An 18,780-nucleotide genomic window follows, 5' to 3' on the forward strand; every position below is an offset into this window, starting at 1 on the left:
AAGGACTACTATGGAGGAGAAGTAATGAGCGTATTAAATATTGGATTAGATGTAGGATCAACAACGGTAAAAATGGTTGTTATCAATGACTCTAACCAAATTGTATATAAGAAGTACCTACGTCATTTTTCGAATATTAAAAATACCGTTCTTGGAATATTGGAAGATGCAAAGCAGATTATCCAAGGACATCCTTTAACCTTAATGATCACTGGATCAGGCGGGTTTAGTCTTTCGGAAAAACTCGATGTTCCTTTTATCCAAGAGGTAATTGCCTGTACGAATGCCATTAAGTCAAAGATACCAAGCATTGATGCTGCGATTGAGCTTGGGGGAGAGGATGCAAAAATTACCTTTTTTGGGGACTCTATGGAGCAGCGGATGAATGGAACGTGCGCCGGGGGGACTGGTGCGTTTATCGACCAAATGGCAGCTCTTCTGCAGACGGATGCTTCAGGTTTAAATGATCTGGCTAAAAATTATCAGAATATCTATCCGATCGCCTCGCGCTGCGGGGTTTTTGCCAAAACGGATATTCAGCCATTGCTCAACGAAGGGGCGGCCAAGGAGGATATAGCGGCATCGGTACTTCAGGCTGTTGTGAATCAAACGATCAGCGGCTTAGCTCAGGGACGTCCTATTCATGGAAATGTGGCCTTTCTTGGCGGTCCTCTTCACTTTATGTCCGAGTTGCGCCAACGCTTTATAGAAACGTTGAAGCTGACGGATCAAGGTGTTATTTTCCCCGAAGATTCTCAGTTTTTTGTAGCCCTTGGGGCGGCACTTTCCTCGCGCAGTGAAAATCCGATTCCTTTTCAGTGCTTGTATGAGCGCACTCCATCCATTTATCAGTCAAAGGATGAGGACAGTGCGTCAATGGATCCTCTATTTGCGAATGAAGAGGAGTATCAGGCGTTTAAGACGCGTCATGAGAAATATAAAGTTCGGCGTGAAGATCTTACAACCTATGAAGGAAATGCGTATTTAGGTATTGATGCGGGTTCTACGACGACAAAAATCGCCTTGATCGGTGAGAAAGGGAGTCTTCTCTATTCATATTATGGAAGCAATAGGGGAAACCCCCTTGAGTCAACAATCAATGCTCTTAAGGAGCTTTATACTCAGCTGAACTCAAAGACAAAGATTGTTGATTCGGCGGTTACAGGCTATGGAGAACATTTAATTAAAGCCGCACTGAACGTGGATATCGGGGAAATTGAAACGGTCGCCCACTTTAAAGCAGCAGACTTCTTTCTGCCGGGCGTCGATTTCGTTTTAGACATCGGCGGTCAGGATATGAAAAGTTTGGTGATTAAGGATGGGGTTATCGATTCTATCATGCTGAATGAGGCATGTTCCTCAGGGTGTGGTTCGTTTATTGAAACCTTCGCCAATTCCCTCAATGTCGGCGTTAAGAAATTCGCCGAACTTGGGTTAAGATCACAAAAGCCGGTAGACCTTGGAACGCGTTGTACCGTTTTCATGAATTCTAAAGTCAAGCAGGCTCAGAAAGAAGGAGCAGAAGTCAGTGATATTTCTGCCGGAATTTCTCTTTCCGTAATTAAAAATGCCCTCTTCAAAGTCATACGTTTACGCAGTACGGAAGAATTAGGCGAAAAAATTGTTGTCCAAGGTGGAACGTTCTATAATGCTGCCGTCTTGCGTTCGATCGAAAAAATTCTCGACCGTGAGGTCGTCCGTCCGGATATTGCGGGGATTATGGGTGCTTTTGGAGCAGCGCTTGTAGCTCGTGAACGATATGAAGAAGGATATCAATCCAGACTTCTTCATATCAAAGAGTTGGAGGATTTTTCAACGGAGACTGCGATAAGACGCTGCGGCCTTTGCGGAAATAACTGTATGGTTACGGTTAATCATTTCTCAAACGGAAGCGAATTTGTTTCCGGCAACCGTTGTGAACGAGGCGCGGGGAAAGAACGCGTTAAAAACACGATTCCCAATCTCTATGACTTTAAATATAAGCGAGTGTTTAACTATAAGCCCTTAAAAGAGTCGGAGGCTAAACGAGGTGTGATTGGCCTGCCCCGAGTTCTTAATATCTATGAAGATTATCCCTTCTGGTTTACATTTTTCACGGAATTAGGATACCGTGTCGTTTTATCCAGCCGTTCTTCGAAAAAAATGTATGAGCGAGGGATGGATACCATTCCCTCGGAATCTGCGTGTTACCCGGCTAAGCTTGTTCACGGCCATATTATTGATCTCGTGCAAAAAGGAATAACTAAGATTTTCTACCCAAGTATTCCATTTAATATTCCGGAAGATCCCAATGCCAATAATAAATATAATTGCCCTGTTGTTACGTCATATCCGGAAACGGTTTGGGCGAATATGGATATTTTGCGTCAGGATGGGATTACTTTTTATCATCCCTTTTTACCCTTGGATATGCCGAAACGGATGGCGAAGCGGCTTGCTAAAGAATTGGCTCCGGAAAGCATTCCTAAGCATGAGCTTATGGAGGCTATGCGCAAGGCCTATGAAGAACTGGAGAATTATAAACAAGCCGTAAGAGATCAGGGCGAAAAGACGCTTGGATATATCCGCCAAAACAACCTTAAAGGAATTGTGCTGGCTGGTCGGCCTTATCACATTGATCCGGAGATTAATCATGGAATTCCTGAAATGATCAGTTCGTATGGGTTTGCTATTCTTTCTGAAGACTCGATACGGCATCTGCTGCCAGTGGAAAGACCTATCCGTGTTGTTGACCAATGGGTGTATCATTCACGGCTTTATTCGGCGGCAAATTATGTTGCTCAGCAGCCGGATCTTGAACTTGTTCAGCTGACGTCCTTCGGCTGCGGCCTTGATGCTGTAACGACTGACCAGGTTAAGGAGATCTTAGAGCGCTATGGCAAGGTATATACTGCTTTGAAAATTGACGAAATCAATAACCTGGGTGCAGCGCGTATTCGCATTCGATCTTTGATTGCCGCCATCAATGAGCGTGAAAAACGTAATTTTACACCCCAAAAGCTCTATGATTTGAAGCCGAGGGTTTTGTTTACGGAAGAAATGAAAAAGGATTATACCATACTTTCTCCGCAAATGTCGCCGATACACTTTCAATTCCTTAAGACGGGCTTTGAAAAGGCGGGTTATACGGTTGAAATTTTGCCTTCTGTCGATAAATCTGCTGTTGATGAAGGGCTTCGTTCTGTACACAATGATGCCTGTTACCCGGCCATTATTGTTGTGGGGCAGCTTATGGAGGCTTTGCGTTCCGGAAAGTATGATTTGAATCGTACAGCAGTGATCATCTCGCAGACCGGCGGCGGCTGCCGGGCCACGAATTATATTGCTTTTATTCGCAAAGCGCTTAAAGATGCTAAGCTTGAGCATATTCCGGTGCTTTCTCTCAGTGCTTCGGGGATCGAGAAAAACCCAGGGTTTGAGATTACTCGGGCTTTATTTAATGATCTCATGCTGGGATTAATTTACGGCGATTTGATGATGCGTGTTCTCTATCATGTCCGCCCCTATGAAAAAGTACCCGGATCAGCAAATGCTCTCTATGAAAAATGGGTAAAAAAATGCCAGGCATCACTGGTTAAAGGTGACCGGCAAGAAATACGTTCTAATATTTACGGAATTGTCCGGGATTTTGACGAGCTGCCGATTTATGAGGACAGGGTTAAACCTAAAGTAGGTGTCGTCGGCGAAATCCTTGTTAAATTTCATCCCACGGCCAATAACAACATTGTCGAGCTTCTTGAGGCGGAAGGGGCAGAAGCAGTTGTCCCCGACCTTACCGATTTCCTGCTCTATAGTGCCTTTGATAATGAGATCAAATACAAACTTCTTTCCGGAAGCTTTAAGAGCATGATTAACGGGAATATATCTATCGGAGTTATAGAGTACTATCGCCGAGATATGAAAAAGGCATTAAAAAACAGCAAGCGTTTCAGTGCACCTTCCTCCATTCGGAAAATCGCCAAGGGAGCGGAAAATCATCTCTCCTTGGCTAACCAAACGGGTGAGGGATGGTTCCTCACGGGGGAAATGGTTGAATTGATCCAGAGCGGAGTAAACAATATCGTCTGCCTGCAGCCTTTTGCGTGTCTGCCCAATCATATCACGGGCAAGGGAATGATTCGCGAGCTGAGACGTTCCTATCCGCTTTCGAATATAGCGCCGATTGACTATGACCCCGGCGCAAGTGAAGTAAACCAGCTCAATCGAATTAAGCTGATGCTCTCTGTGGCCAAAGAAAACCTGGAGAAAGAGCTTGGAGAAGAACAGGGGCATCAAACGTATCCGCTCCCGATGGCTTCGGTTGAGAAGCCCATAAATATTTCCGGGGAACGGCCCGTTCACTCTTGATCAGCTCATAATGATACAATGATTAAATTATTCAAAGAATAGTTAACTTCGAATCACAAAGTTGGTGGTTCGAAGTTGTTTTTATTAATACCATTTTATGTGTAATTTCATAATCGCCTGGGAACAATGAATCTAAGTTTAGTCTTTTAATTCCATTGGATGAGGTGATTCTAGTTTGGAGACCTCGGAGGAAAACGAACAATACAGTAATAAAGAAGTTTCTGCCGACTGGCTGAACTTTAAAGACCAAGTCAGCAAGCTGGCTCAGGTTCTTGAGAAGATGAATTTAGCGGAATATATCTCTTATCTCAATAGTCCCCGGCGTATGCTTCTTATCAATTTTGCTTCCGGTTTAATTCGAGGGTTAGGGATAGCTTTAGGGGCAACCATTTTAGCAGGAATAGCACTCATTATATTAAGGCATCTTGTTTTTTTGAACCTGCCGGTTATTGGAGGAATCATTGCAGAGCTGGTTAAAATTGTAAATGCTCATAATGGATATTAGTTTTATTAAATTACTGTTAGAGGGGGAAGAACAATGAAGGATAAGTATATGAACTTAATCAATGAACTTAAAAAGGAAAAGGACGAGATCCTTGAGGATGCAACAGAACTCATCACAGGGGATATGCGCGACTCCACATCTGAACTTTCCCTTATTGACAACCATCCGGCCGATATCGCGACGGAGGTTTATGAACGATCACGGGATGTAGCCATTCATGACCGCTATATGCATCGTATTCAGGCAATCGATTCCGCGTTGCAGCGCTGGGAAGAAGGAAAGTATGGAGTCTGCGAACATTGCGGTCAAGAAATTCCCTTTGAACGGCTTGAAGCCCTTCCTTACACGACCGTCTGTACTGAATGCAGCAGACTTGAGGAAAAAGAAGAACAGCATTCCCTTCACCGCGAACCGGTTGAAGATGAAATTCTTAATCGACCGTTTTCAAGGACCTTCAACGATGGGACAGACCGCGTCGAGTTTGACGGCGAAGATTCTTGGCAGGCTGTGGCCCGTTACGGAACAGCCGATTCACCTCAGGACCTGGGCACGAATCGCGATATCAGTGATCCTAACGAGATGTATGAGGATGCCGATGAAGTAATCGGGGCAGTGGATGCAGTAGAAACCCTTGACGTAGAGGTCGAACCCGGTTTTGGGAACACAATATATTACGGAAAACGCCACGGCCGGACGTGATCTGCTTCAAGCAATGCTGGGATAAGGACCTAAAAGCGTAGCTTCTCCCCTTCGAGGATAAGTCGACTAAGGCCTAAGTTTCGTACCTCAACTCTAAGCCAGTCTCCTATATCACACAGAAGTGAACGATTTCGCGGAGGGGCGGTTCAAGACACGATGCTTTCGTAGGCGAGCGTGCCGCAGGTTCACATGCAGTAAGCAGAAGGGTTCGGCTAAGCTCCCACGAAAGCGAGTGTGTCAGCCCCGGAGCGCCTTAGAGAACGGATGGGTGAGAAGCTACACGTTGCGCCAGGATAAGTCTGGTAAGGGGGAAAGCCGTTAGGCAGAAACCTTTAGTAGGAACCTAGCAGGGAGGAAGTGACCTGCCCGGTAAAGTTGGTCAACAGCCGGAAGCGAGTCTTGCATGTTAGGAAGCGATTTCTAGCGTGAAGCGTAGACAGCGAGTGCAAAAGCTGTGTAATTGAGCCTCGAAAAATCTCTATTCGTTGGAGCTTTCGTCGTCGTGTAGGCGGGAGCAGCACAGAGGTACTGTATGACCTGGTATCTATGTCCGACCGGGGTCTAAGAGCAGGGCAAATGCACAAGAGGTTTCCCAGGAACCTGGGAGGACTGTTCAGTCCATCTTCAATACCCGGCGGGGATACGGGATAACAACTCCAGGCTTCCCAGAGAGGGCTCTCAATCGTGGGAAGAGCAAAACATGAGAACAAAGAGGGTACCGCCAAGCGAAGGAAACGAAGTGCGGCGGGAAGCGAAAACAGTCGTCGTAGTGCCGCCATAGTACCGAAGAAGGAGGAGAACTCACCCGAGAGGATCCTGTGGAGGGAAGGGCGTGCATCTCACTATGGACTCGTTGGGAGGAAACACCATGAAGGCATCGGAATTCAGTACGGTGTACACGAAACAACAACGAATAGCACAATTGGCGAAGCAGTCCCCTGAAATGGCATTCACATCGCTAGCGTATCACATGGATGTGGAATGGCTCGAAGAAGCCTACAGACAAACCCGGAAGACGGGAGCGGCCGGAATAGATGGAATGACAGCGAAAGAATATGAGGCTAATCTGCAAGAGAATCTTAAGGATCTATTGGAGAGAGCGAAGTCGGGACGTTATAAAGCACCGGCTGTCAAAAGAGCCTACATTCCAAAAGGACAAGGAGGCGAGCTGAGACCCATCGGCATACCCACGCTGGAGGACAAAGTTCTACAGAGAGCAGTATGCATGCTGTTGGAACCGATTTATGAGCAAGACTTCATGGAGAGCTCATTCGGATTCCGACCGGGAAGGTCACAGCATCAAGCACTCGAGGTCATATGGAGAGAAACCATGGATATAAAAGGCGGATGGATACTGGATGTGGATATACGAAAGTATTTTGACACCATAGACCATGCCCAGATCCGAGAAATGCTTCGACAACGGGTAAATGATGGAGTCATTACAAGGCTCATAGGTAAGTGGTTAAATGCAGGAGTACAAGAGCAAGGTCAAGTGAGTTATCCAGAATCGGGATCCCCGCAGGGCGGAGTTATTTCGCCGTTGCTGAGTAATATCTATCTTCATTATGTGATGGATGTTTGGTTTGAAACAACAGTCAAACCACGAATAAAAGCCAAGGCATTCATGGTACGTTTTGCGGATGATCTCATCGTAGGATTTAAAGATGAGCAGGACGCAAGGCGGGTACTGGAGGTTCTCCCCAAACGGTATGCCAAGTTTGGACTAGCCGTGCATCCGGAGAAAACGCGCTTAGTGGAGTTCAAGCGACCGAGAAAAGAAGACCTGAAACCGAGTGAAAAGACAGGAACGTTCGACTTTCTGGGTTTTACCCATTACTGGGGACGAAACAAGAAAGGAAACTGGGTTGTCAAACGGAAAACGGCAAGCAAACGTCTAAGCGGTAAGATACAAGCCATCACAAAGTGGTGTAAGGATAATCGGCACTTGCCCATACGGGAACAGCATGAAATCCTATGCGTGAAATTACGTGGCCACTATCAGTATTATGGAATTAGTGGCAACTATAAGAGTTTGGATGCTTTCCGGTATGCAGTGCTGATGATATGGCAAAAGTGGTTAAACAGGCGAACGCATAAAGGGAAAAGAAACTGGAATTCATTTAGTGATCTTCTTCTATACCTACCACTTCCAACGCCTAAAATAATGTATTCATACATTTAAGCAAAACCGTAATGAGAGGAACCGGATGCGGGAAATCCGCACGTCCGGATCTGTGGGGGTCTTGGGGGAGCAATCGCCCAATTCTACCCGGCACACTATAAACATTGCCCTATCGCCATGCATTATGTTAAGATGAACTCAAATAATTGAGGGAGGGCAAAGGGTTGCTGGTTTGGTTTACAATGCTTGGAGTTTTAGTCATTGATCGGCTCTTGAAAATTTTTATTCAGGGGCATTTTTATCCGAGTGAATCATTGATCGTTATTCCCAAGGTACTCCATATAACTTATGTCTTAAATCCAGGGGCGGCCTTTGGGTTAATGGCGGGTAAAACCTGGATTTTTGTTCTTACTGCAATTTTGGTTATCATTGGTGTTATCTTTGCTTATTTTAAAATTCCAAAGACCGAAAAGATGCTGCGCTTAACCTTAGGGATGATCGGGGGAGGCGCTTTAGGAAATCTGTATGACCGGGTCGTGATCGGGAAAGTCGTGGATTATTTGGATTTTCAGATCTGGCCTTTTGTATTTAATTTTGCAGATAGTATGATCGTGATTGGAGTAGGAATTTTGCTGCTCGTCATGTATCGCCTGGATCATCAAAGCAGGAGAGCGGAATGAAGGATAATCATATCGACATAGAAGATGAAGAATTTGAAGGTTTAGCTTTGGCTGAGGATAATCCCATTGATCAAGAGTCAAAGGAAATCCGCGAATTCGAACTGCCTGAAGGCATTCGTCTTGATGTGGGAGTGACTGAAGTTATTGGGAAAACCCGTTCCTTCATTCAATCCTTGATCGAAGGTGGGTTTGTTCACGTAAACGGACTCGCGAAGAAGTCGAATTATAAGATGCGCTCGGGAGACCATGTTAAAGTCATAATTCCTCCGCCGAAAGAGCTTCAGGTCGAAGCTGAAAACATCCCGTTGGATATTGTTTATGAAGATGATGATGTTCTTGTCGTCAATAAACCTCAAGGCATGGTCGTTCACCCCGCTCCGGGATCATGGAACGGGACTTTAGTCAATGCGCTTCTTTATCATTGCCGCAATCTATCGGGGATTAACGGTGTGATGCGGCCGGGAATTGTACACCGGATTGATAAAGATACCTCGGGACTCTTGGTCGTTGCTAAAAACGATCAAGCCCATCAAGGTTTGGCATCACAGATTAAAGAGCACAGTATGGCTCGTAAATATATTGCTATTGTTCATGGCGTAATTTTAGAATCGACGGGAACGGTTGAGGCACCCATCGGTCGAGATACGTCTGACCGAAAAAAGATGGCCGTTTCCTTTCATAATTCAAAACCGGCGGTCACCCATTACGAAGTACTCGAACGTTTTAGGGAATTTACCTTTCTCCGGGCAAAATTGGAGACTGGGCGGACTCATCAAATTCGGGTTCATATGGCTTATCTTAAACATCCCGTCTTAGGTGATCCTTTATACGGACCTAGGCGGAATCCTTTTGGAATTGAAGGACAGATGCTGCATGCCGAACATCTTGGATTTGTGCACCCTCGAACCGGAGAATGGCTTGAATTCGCAGTTGAGCCGCCTGAAATTTTTATAAAGACAATTAATCAACTGAAAAATAATTAAATTGACTTTTGAGACTATCTAAGATAGACTTAGTAAAAAGCAAAGCCTTTAATGATCGTCCTGAGAGACACAGAAGGCAGACAACAAAAGAGTAACTGTCTGCCCGCGCAGGCAGTTTATTTTTACTTTCTTTATGATGCTAAGTTTGAACGATCTAACTTTAGAGGAAAGGAAGTGGAGTCGAATGGAGGGAATCACCAAAAGCCTGATCATGGATGCAGACGGGATTCGCCGGGCCATTACTCGAATTGCCCATGAGATTGTTGAAAAAAACAAAGGGACAGACCATGTTGTCCTGATCGGGATTCGCCGGCGCGGTGTACCGCTTGCGGAACGCATTCAGAAGCAGATCGAGGAATTTGAAGGAGTAAAACTCCCGCTTGGAATCTTGGATATTACGCTTTATCGGGATGACTTAACGACAATCGATGTTCAGCCTGTAGTGCATCAGTCCGAAGTTCCGTTTAGTGTCCAAGGAAAAATTGTTGTTTTAGTCGATGATGTCCTTTATACGGGCCGAACGGCTCGTGCGGCACTTGACGCAACGATGGATCTGGGACGTCCGGAGAAAATTCAGCTCGCAGTTCTTGTCGACCGCGGACACCGTGAGCTGCCTATTCGTGCAGATTATGTCGGCAAAAACCTTCCTACTTCCAGCCGAGAGATCGTTTCAGTCTGTTTACAGGAAATTGATCTAACTGAAGAAGTCTTGCTTCGAGAAAAGTTAAGTAAGTAATCATCAATGAGTATAAATTAAAAAATCTTAATAGCCCTTTAAAATGCTTTCCCGTGAGTTAGCCAAGGGTAGAGATCAGGATAAGTATATCCTTATATCCTCTTGCCTTTGGGTAAGAGGATTTTTTAATTGAATTAAGAACACCTTAATTATTCCGGGAGATAAGGCGACATGCAGTTCAGTTATGCTATTCGATTAAAGGAGGAAGCGCTATGAAATGGAATCGTAAAGATGTCTTGCAACTGGAAGATCTGTCAGGAGAAGAAATCGAACTCATTTTGCACACGGCAAAACCGATGAAAGAAATTCTGTTCCGTCCGATTAAAAAACTTCCTACTTTTCGGGGAAAGTCGGTGATTAACCTTTTTTATGAAAATAGCACGCGTACCAAAACCTCGTTTGAAACTGCAGCAAAAGTCCTCGGTGCGGATACTTCAAGCTTAGCCGTTGCCCAAAGCAGCGTGAATAAAGGAGAATCACTATATGATACGGCTCGGACTCTGCAAGCGATGCAGCCGGATATCGTGGTCATCCGTCACGCAAGTTCAGGTGCGGCCCAATTCTTGTCTAAAATCCTAAAAGCAGGGGTCATCAATGCCGGCGACGGACAGCATGAACACCCCTCTCAGGCTCTGTTAGATCTCTTTACCATGAAGGAACACATGGAGAGTCTAGAGGGTAAGAAAATCTTGATTGTCGGCGATGTGCTTCATTCGCGGGTAGCCCGAAGCAATGTATGGTCTCTGACTAAACTGGGCGCTGAAGTTGTACTGATTGGACCGCCGACACTTCTTCCACCGGAAATGAAAACGCTGGGTGTAAAAATGAACTATAATTTGGACGAGGAACTGCCTGGTGCAGATGTTGTTATGGCGCTGCGACTGCAGCTTGAACGTCAGCAAGCAGGGCTGTTTCCCAGCCTGCGAGAGTACAGCCAGGTTTACGGCATAAATCTTGAGCGGCTTGAGAAAACAGGTAAAAATACGCTTATCCTTCACCCCGGTCCAATGAATAGAGGAGTAGAAATTTCAAGTGAAGCAGCAAACTCCCCTAATGCTGTTATCGAGGAGCAAGTCACGAATGGGGTGGCCATACGAATGGCGTTAATGTATTTATTGATGGGAGGTAATGCCAATGTGGTGGCTTAAAAATGTACACGTTGTTGATCCGGAATGTACATCCATTCAAGTTCGGGATGTTCTAATTCAAGGGGATCGTATACTTAAGATCAGTGACAGCCTAACCCAGGAAGAGGCCTTAAAACAGTTCGGTCAGAATTCTCAGAAGGGAAAGGCCGATCTTAAAGAAATTAAGGTGATAGATGGGACAGGCAAATATTTATTTCCGGGGTTGATCGATGTGCATACGCACTTGCGCGAGCCGGGACAGGAAGAGAAGGAAGAAATCGCAACTGGGGCACGAGCGGCTCTTCGGGGAGGATTTACAACAATCCTGGCCATGCCGAATACAAAACCCGTTCTGGATCAAAGAGCACTCGTCGAATTTGTGGTTCTTCAAGGAGAACGTGCCGGTGCTGCACGCGTCTATCCTATCGGGGCCATTACCAAAGGACAAAGCGGCAAAGAACTGACTGAGATGGTGGATCTGGCAAGCGGCGGAGCGAAAGCATTTTCCGATGACGGCAGAGGGGTTCAGAATGCAGAACTCTTTCGTCTCGCTTTAGAGTATGTAAAGTTAACGGGACTGCCTTTGATTAGCCACTGTGAAGATGAAGGGCTTGCCCAAGGCGGTTCAATGCATAAAGGTGAAGTGAGTGCTCGGCTGGGGCTTAAGGGGATTCCTTCAAGTGCAGAAGCAGTTATGGTTGCACGCGATCTTATCTTAGCGGAAGAAACCTCCGGTAAGCTCCATCTTGCTCATATTTCAGCTAAAGAGAGTGTGGAGTTAATACGGGCAGCTAAAAAACGCGGAGTGGATGTCACGGCAGAGGTCAATCCCCATCACCTTATCTTTACGGATGAAGCACTTCTTGATTCGGAATATAACACCTCTTATAAGGTTAATCCGCCGCTTGGCTCAAGAGAGGATCAACAGGCCTTGCTTGGAGGAGTTCTGGATGGAACCCTTGATATGCTGGCTACGGATCATGCTCCTCATACCTGGGAAGAAAAAATGAAACCTTTTGGTGAGGCTCCATTTGGAATAGCAGGCTTAGAAACCGCGCTTGCCGCCGTTTGGACCTACCTTGTTAAACCCGGCAAACTATCCGTAGAAACACTGATTAAAAACTGGAGTCTAAACCCTTCACGGCGATTTAATCTTCCAGGAGGAGCTGTTCAGGAAGGCGGAATTGCCGATGTCGTCCTTTTTGATCCTGAGCGGATTGAAAAGGTTGAACCGGGCTGGTTTGCCTCAAAATCTCTGAACACTCCTTTCCTGGGACGGGAGCTCCAGGGGTTTAGTTCCATGGTTTGGGTCGGCGGAGAACTTCGTTATCAGAGAGATCAGGATAAAATATGGCAGGAAATCAATGGGGTTAAGGTACAGAGAGATATCGTAAAATATAGGATGAACAGGAGGACGATAGAATGCCTTTTTTAGTATTACAAGATGGAACAGTGTTTGAAGGAGAAGGCTTTGGAGCCTGGCCCACCGATAAAGGAGAGCAGGCAGGAGAGGTCGTCTTTAATACATCGATGAGCGGTTATCAGGAGATTGTCACGGATTTGTCCTATGCAGGTCAGATTCTTGTGATGACACATCCTCAAATCGGAAATTACGGGTGGCATGATGAAGAAAATGAAGCCGATAAAGTTCTTCTGAAAGGTTTGATCGTTCGGGAATTATCGGATGGCGAAGGAAGCCTGCACGCGAACGGAACATTAGAAGAGTTTTGCCAGATTCATCAAATATGGGGCCTTAAAGGAGTCGATACACGAGCACTGACCCGTCATATTCGCAAACAGGGAACGATTCCCGGGGTCTTGGTTCGGCGTAAAGAAGACGGACTTCGCTATTGGGAAAGCGTGAAGCAGGGAGAATTGGATTGGCGCCCTCAAACGCATTGGGTGTACCAGACAACGACTGCCGAAAGTTATGAAATTCCGGGAAAAGGCCCTTATGTCGCCGTACTCGACTGCGGCGCGAAACGCAATATTTTAAGATCCTTACAGGAATACGGCTTCCGAATCCGGGTTTTTCCGGCTTCGACTAAGGCGCAAGAGATTTTGCAATCCAGACCTCAGGCGTTGGTTCTAAGCAACGGACCGGGAGATCCCAGTGAATTGCCGGAGGTTGTGGCAACCGTACGTGAGCTTTTACCGAGATTGCCTATATTAGGAATTTGCTTAGGTCATCAGCTTCTTGCTCTGGCAGCAGGGGGAGAAACATATAAACTTCCTTTCGGACACCGGGGAGGAAATCATCCGGTCCAGGACAGTAGAACTCTTAAGGCAACGATGACAGCTCAGAATCATGGGTATGCTGTTCGTGAAGCATCTCTGGCTAGTTCAGGCTTTGACGTTATTCTGCGAAATGTGCATGATGGGACGGTCGAAGGGATGGAGCATAAAACATATCCGGTATTTTCGGTTCAATATCATCCGGAAAGTGCTCCGGGCCCGGAAGAAAATCAAAAGATCTTTGAAGATTTCTTTCTCAAGATCGGCTTAATCATGGATTGAGTGAGAAAGCGAGGTAGGAAGATGGAGAAAGCGATGTGGAAAAAGGTATTGGTTCTCGGTTCAGGACCGATTGTTATTGGGCAAGCCGCAGAATTTGACTATGCGGGAACTCAGGCTTGCCGCGCGCTGCGGGAAGAGGGCGTTGAAGTCGTTCTTGTCAATTCAAATCCGGCAACGATTATGACGGATCCTGAAGTTGCGGACCGTGTTTATATAGAACCTCTGACGGTAGAATTTGTGGAACGTATCATTGAACGTGAGAGACCGGACGGATTAATTCCAACCATGGGCGGACAAACAGGCTTGAACCTTGCCTTTCAATTGGCGCAGCAAGGTGTGCTTGACCGCTGCGGAGTAAAACTGATGGGGACGTCTCTTCAAAGCATTGAGCGCGCGGAAGATCGCGAAGGATTCCGTTCCCTGATGAACGAATTGGGAGAACCTGTACCGCCTAGTGTTATTGTTGAGAATGTTGAGGAAGCCGTGGAATTTGCGGACTCGATCGGATACCCTGTGATTGTGCGCCCGGCTTATACCTTAGGCGGAACCGGCGGCGGAATTGCACACGACCGTGAGTCCTTGCAGGAAATTGCTCAGGGAGGTCTTCAAGCCAGTTTAATTGGTCAGATTTTGGTTGAGCGAAGTGTTGCCGGTTGGAAAGAAATCGAGTACGAGGTCCTGCGAGACAGTGCCGGAAACTGCATTACCGTTTGCAATATGGAAAATATGGATCCAGTGGGTGTGCATACCGGAGACAGCATCGTCGTCGCTCCCTGCCAAACCCTGACGGATCGCGAGGTCCAAACCCTTCGGACTTCCGCCCGCCGAATTGTCGAGGCGTTGGGGATCGAAGGAGGATGCAATGTCCAATATGCGTTAAACCCGGAACGGTTAGAATATGTCGTTATTGAAGTTAACCCTCGTCTCAGCCGTTCGAGTGCTTTAGCTTCGAAAGCTACCGGATACCCGATTGCCAAGGTCGCGGCTAAGATCGCTTTAGGGAAAACGCTGCCCGAAATCCCCAATGCGGTTACAGGGAAAACCTCGGCATGTTTTGAGCCGGCTCTTGATTACGTGGTTGTTAAAATTCCGCGCTGGCCTTTTGATAAATTCTCGGATGCGGATCGGAGTCTCGGAACCCAGATGAAAGCAACCGGTGAAGTGATGGGCTTAGGACGCAATCTTGAAACAGCCCTGATGAAAGCGGTGCGCTCCTTAGAAATTAAAACCTTTGGCGTACTCCTGCCGGAATTAGAAGAGTTAAGTGAAGAAGAACTAAGCCAGCGCTGTGAAAAACCGGATGACCAATTGCTTTTCGTGATGGCTGAAGGTTTGCGCAGAGGCTGGACCGTGGCTAAGCTTGAGAACCTCACCCGCTGGAATCCTTATTTCCTGCGTGCCCTTGAAAAAGTGGTGAAGATGTCTGAGACGCTTTGCCGTTCATCTTGGGACCGGGCGACGCTGCTTAATGCCAAACGGCTGGGAATTTCCGATGTCGTGATTGCGAATTGTTGGGATAGTTCTGAAGAAGAAGTGTTTCAATTCCGCCTTAAAGAAGGAATTCAACCTGTCTTTAAAATGGTCGATACCTGTGCAGGAGAATTTGAAGCGGAAACCCCGTATTTCTACTCGAGTTATGACCAGGAACAAGAGGCTGAACCCTCTTCGCGGCGTAAAGTGGTTGTTCTTGGTTCCGGTCCGATTCGGATTGGGCAGGGAATTGAATTCGATTACTGTTCCGTACATTCTGTACTTGCTTTACGCAAGGCAGGCGTGGAAACGATCATTATTAACAATAATCCGGAAACGGTTTCCACAGACTTTGATACGGCAGACCGTCTTTATTTTGAGCCGCTGACCCTCGAAGATGTGACCGCTGTTCTTGAACGGGAAAAACCCGAAGGCATCATCGTTCAATTCGGAGGTCAAACCGCGATTGGACTGGCCAAACCGCTTGCTCAAAGAGGCTATAAGATTTTGGGCACAGGAATCGAGGATATCGACCGTGCAGAAGAACGCGGACTGTTTGATGAGGTTTTACAGGAAATCGGAGCCAAAAGACCGCGCGGCGGACAGGCTGCTTCGCTCGAAGAAGCGCTTAAAGTGGTTGAAACCATCGGCCTCCCTCTAATGGTTCGGCCTTCCTATGTCTTAGGCGGGCGAGCCATGGAAATTGTCTACTCTCCGCTGGAATTGGAAAAAGTGATTCAAAGAGCACTGGATGAGTTTCCAGGTCAAGAAATTTGGATGGATCAGTATCTCGTCGGGACAGAGGTTGAAGTCGATGCAGTCTCTGACGGTGAAAACGTCAGCATTCCTGGAATAATGGAACATTTGGAGAGAGCGGGTGTCCATTCGGGAGACTCGATTGCGGTTTGCCCGCCGCAGACCTTGGCACAATCTGCTCAGGAGCGGATTGGAGAGCTGACAATAGCGATTGCCCGAGCGCTGCGGATTCGTGGTTTGCTTAATATTCAATATGTCATCTATCAAGACGAAGTCTATGTTCTTGAGGTCAATCCGCGTTCAAGCCGTACCGTACCTTTCTTAAGCAAAGTGACGGGGGTTCCGATCGTTGATTTAGCCACTCAAGTCATTATCGGGTCTTCTCTTGAAGAATTAGGAATTCGTACGGGTCTGTGGCCGAAACGCGAATTCTATGCAGTCAAAGCGCCTGTCTTCTCCTTCTCCAAGCTCCACAAGGTTGAGCCTTCACTCGGACCGGAGATGAAGTCCACCGGTGAGGTTATGGGAGCGGATATTACGTATGAAAAAGCGTTGTATAAAGCACTAGTGGCTTCCGGACTGAGTATGGCCGGTCATGGGACCTTGCTTGTGACCTTAGCCGATCGGGATAAAGCGGAAGGTCTGCCGATTGTTAAACGGTTTAGTGATTTGGGCTTTAGAATTCTAGCAACCGAGGGGACGAGCCGAGTCCTGCAAGAAGCCGGGATTGACGCAGAGCGCGTTTCCAAGCTGCATCAAGGTTCAATGGAAATCACTGAAGGAATTCGTGACGGGCAGATTCAAGGCGTTATCAATACAACAACGCATAATAAACGTCAGGCGAGTGACGGCTTTATTATCCGCCGGGCGGCTGTTGAGCATGGGATTCCCTGCTTTACCAGTCTGGATACAGCTTCTGCCTGGCTGCATGTTTTGGAATCGATTGCCCCAAGTCTTATGCCTCTGGGAAAAAGTGTGCATTAAAATTTTGATCTAGAAATATCGTTAAAGGATAACGAGCACATAAATGAGAATTCCTAGTTTAGGTGAGAGTTGATGTTAGCTCAGGTATTTGTGCGGGAAGAAGGAGATGAATGGATGCTTTTAGATGAGGCAAAAATTATTAAACATGAAGGGATAGGAGATCCGCAATACAAAATCCGCCGGTTGGTGCTGAAAACTGAGATTGCTCAAGAGGCAGAACCCGGACAGTTTGTTCATCTTAAAGTTTCTTCAGGAATGGATCCCCTTCTGAGAAGACCCATCAGTATTGCGGGAATTGACAAAGATAAACAAGAAATTACGCTGCTTTACCGCCTCAAGGGAAAAGGAACCGAGTTTCTGTCTCAGGCTAAAACCGGAGATGAGCTTAATCTCTTAGGACCTTTAGGCAAAGGGTTTACAGTTCCGCGAAGCGGGGATTTATATCTTGTGGCTGGGGGAATTGGGATTTTTCCGCTTCTCCCTTTAGCTCAAAAAGTTTCCGAACAAGGAGTAAACGTTCACTTGCTTTGGGGCGGAGAAAATAAGCGATTTTTAGAAAGTGCCGGTTTAAGCTTTTGGCATGCTCAAGATATTTCTATCGAGGTAAGTACCCTTGATGGAAGCATGGGCGTACAGGGAACGGTTTTGGACCTGCTGGCAAAGCGTGAACTGGCAAAAACGGGACGGGTTGCTGTCTGTGGTCCCATGGGAATGATGGCTTCAGTCAGTGACTTTTTCAAGGAAACGGCTCTTGAAGTCGAGGTTTCCTTGGAAGAAAGAATGGGCTGCGGGGTTGGCGCATGTTTGGGATGCGTTTGTACTCTCCGGGATGAAGAAGGAAAGCTTCGGCGCGGAAAAGTCTGTAAGGACGGTCCCGTTTTTAAGGCGAAGGAGGTTGTTTGGAATGCAACCCTCTAAAGATTTAACACAAACGGTCAATACTCAGGTAAAATTAGGTCCTCTGACCTTAAAAAATCCAGTGATAACAGCTTCGGGAACGTATGGTTTTGGCGAAGAATATGCGGAGCTTTGTCCGGTTGAAGCTTTGGGCGGAATTACACTTAAAGGAATTACCCCTGAACCTCGGTTGGGAAATCCTGTGCCCAGACTTGCCGAAACGCCCTCCGGACTGCTGAATTCGGTAGGATTGGAAAATCCCGGCCTGGATGAATTTATCGCTTCCTATCTTCCGAAGGTTCGGGAGCTTCCTACGGCTGCGATTGCCAATATTTCCGGATTTTCCGTTGCGGACTATGTCACGATGGCACGGGCTTTTCAAAAAGGCTCAGGACTTGCCGCGCTCGAGGTGAACATCTCCTGCCCGAATGTAAAGCATGGGGGAATGGCTTTTGGGACGGATCCGGCCAGTGCCGAGCAAGTCATTGCTGCCGTTAAGGCTGAAACGGATCTTCCGGTTATCGCCAAGCTTTCCCCGAATGTAACCAGTATTGTCGAAATGGCAAAAGCAGCGGTGCGCGGCGGAGCAGATATTATTTCCTTGATCAATACTCTCTTAGGAATGAGTATTGACATTGAAAAACAAAGTCCAGTTTTGGCAAACACGGTTGGCGGCTTATCCGGTCCTGCCGTACGCCCTGTGGCTGTGCGCATGGTCTGGGAAGTATCTCAGGCTGTCAATGTACCGATTATTGGCATGGGGGGAATCCTGACTTGGCAGGATGCAGTCGAGTTTCTTCTCGCGGGAGCAAGTGCGGTCAGTATCGGTACTGGGAACTTTGTAGATCCATGCGCTCCTCTGGAAGTATTAAAAGGAATTAAAGCGTATTGCCGGTGCCATGGCATTTCGGAAGTGAGCGGTCTGACGGGTTTAGCCTGGAAGAAAAGATAGAT

The 18,780-nt window shown here is 46.8% G+C and carries 13 protein-coding genes; all 13 read left to right on the top strand.

Features of this window, described 5'->3' with window-relative positions; all coding sequences use genetic code 11:
- Nucleotides 1-24: 24 nt before the first annotated feature.
- The 13 genes from ACHOLT_RS08050 (at nucleotide 25) to ACHOLT_RS08110 (ending at nucleotide 18,778) form a co-directional block, all read left to right on the top strand.
- Complete coding sequence (locus ACHOLT_RS08050) at nucleotides 25-4,347, top strand: acyl-CoA dehydratase activase-related protein (RefSeq protein WP_425807106.1); 4,323 nt, start codon at nucleotides 25-27, stop codon at nucleotides 4,345-4,347.
- A gap of 175 nt (nucleotides 4,348-4,522) precedes the next feature.
- Nucleotides 4,523-4,852 carry a DUF5665 domain-containing protein gene (locus tag ACHOLT_RS08055; protein WP_425807108.1) on the top strand — a complete coding sequence of 110 codons (330 nt, stop codon included), beginning with the start codon at nucleotides 4,523-4,525 and terminating at the stop codon, nucleotides 4,850-4,852.
- A gap of 33 nt (nucleotides 4,853-4,885) precedes the next feature.
- Nucleotides 4,886-5,551 (top strand): TraR/DksA C4-type zinc finger protein, encoded by a 666-nt coding sequence (locus ACHOLT_RS08060; protein ID WP_425807110.1) that lies wholly within the window; start codon nucleotides 4,886-4,888, stop codon nucleotides 5,549-5,551.
- A gap of 868 nt (nucleotides 5,552-6,419) precedes the next feature.
- Entirely contained in the window at nucleotides 6,420-7,736 is a 1,317-nt protein-coding gene (gene ltrA, locus ACHOLT_RS08065; RefSeq protein ID WP_425807112.1) for a group II intron reverse transcriptase/maturase, read from the top strand.
- 164 nt (nucleotides 7,737-7,900) lie between these two features.
- A complete protein-coding gene (lspA, locus tag ACHOLT_RS08070) occupies nucleotides 7,901-8,356 on the top strand; it encodes a signal peptidase II (RefSeq protein WP_425807114.1) in 456 nt (151 codons plus the stop codon).
- Entirely contained in the window at nucleotides 8,353-9,339 is a 987-nt protein-coding gene (locus ACHOLT_RS08075) for an RluA family pseudouridine synthase (protein WP_425807116.1), read from the top strand. Before lspA ends, ACHOLT_RS08075 begins: the two co-directional genes overlap by 4 nt.
- Before the next feature lie 184 nt (nucleotides 9,340-9,523).
- Nucleotides 9,524-10,075: a bifunctional pyr operon transcriptional regulator/uracil phosphoribosyltransferase PyrR gene (pyrR, locus tag ACHOLT_RS08080; RefSeq protein WP_425807947.1), complete on the top strand. Its 552-nt coding sequence runs from the start codon at nucleotides 9,524-9,526 to the stop codon at nucleotides 10,073-10,075.
- A 212-nt stretch (nucleotides 10,076-10,287) separates the two neighbouring features.
- On the top strand, nucleotides 10,288-11,223 hold the full coding sequence (locus tag ACHOLT_RS08085) for an aspartate carbamoyltransferase catalytic subunit (protein WP_425807118.1): 936 nt from the start codon (nucleotides 10,288-10,290) through the stop codon (nucleotides 11,221-11,223).
- Nucleotides 11,210-12,637 (top strand): dihydroorotase, encoded by a 1,428-nt coding sequence (locus tag ACHOLT_RS08090; protein ID WP_425807120.1) that lies wholly within the window; start codon nucleotides 11,210-11,212, stop codon nucleotides 12,635-12,637. Before ACHOLT_RS08085 ends, ACHOLT_RS08090 begins: the two co-directional genes overlap by 14 nt.
- Nucleotides 12,625-13,719, top strand: coding sequence for a glutamine-hydrolyzing carbamoyl-phosphate synthase small subunit (carA, locus tag ACHOLT_RS08095; protein WP_425807122.1), 1,095 nt, complete (start codon nucleotides 12,625-12,627; stop codon nucleotides 13,717-13,719). Before ACHOLT_RS08090 ends, carA begins: the two co-directional genes overlap by 13 nt.
- 21 nt (nucleotides 13,720-13,740) lie before the next feature.
- A complete protein-coding gene (gene carB, locus ACHOLT_RS08100) occupies nucleotides 13,741-16,929 on the top strand; it encodes a carbamoyl-phosphate synthase large subunit (protein WP_425807124.1) in 3,189 nt (1,062 codons plus the stop codon).
- A gap of 72 nt (nucleotides 16,930-17,001) precedes the next feature.
- Nucleotides 17,002-17,847 carry a dihydroorotate dehydrogenase electron transfer subunit gene (locus ACHOLT_RS08105; RefSeq protein ID WP_425807127.1) on the top strand — a complete coding sequence of 282 codons (846 nt, stop codon included), beginning with the start codon at nucleotides 17,002-17,004 and terminating at the stop codon, nucleotides 17,845-17,847.
- Nucleotides 17,834-18,778 carry a dihydroorotate dehydrogenase gene (locus tag ACHOLT_RS08110; RefSeq protein ID WP_425807129.1) on the top strand — a complete coding sequence of 315 codons (945 nt, stop codon included), beginning with the start codon at nucleotides 17,834-17,836 and terminating at the stop codon, nucleotides 18,776-18,778. The genes ACHOLT_RS08105 and ACHOLT_RS08110 overlap by 14 nt, the downstream gene beginning before the upstream one ends.
- Nucleotides 18,779-18,780: the final 2 nt, after the last annotated feature.

It is taken from the genome of Desulfitobacterium nosdiversum (genome assembly GCF_049860565.1).
GTDB classification, from domain to species: Bacteria; Bacillota; Desulfitobacteriia; order Desulfitobacteriales; family Desulfitobacteriaceae; genus Desulfitobacterium_A; species Desulfitobacterium_A nosdiversum.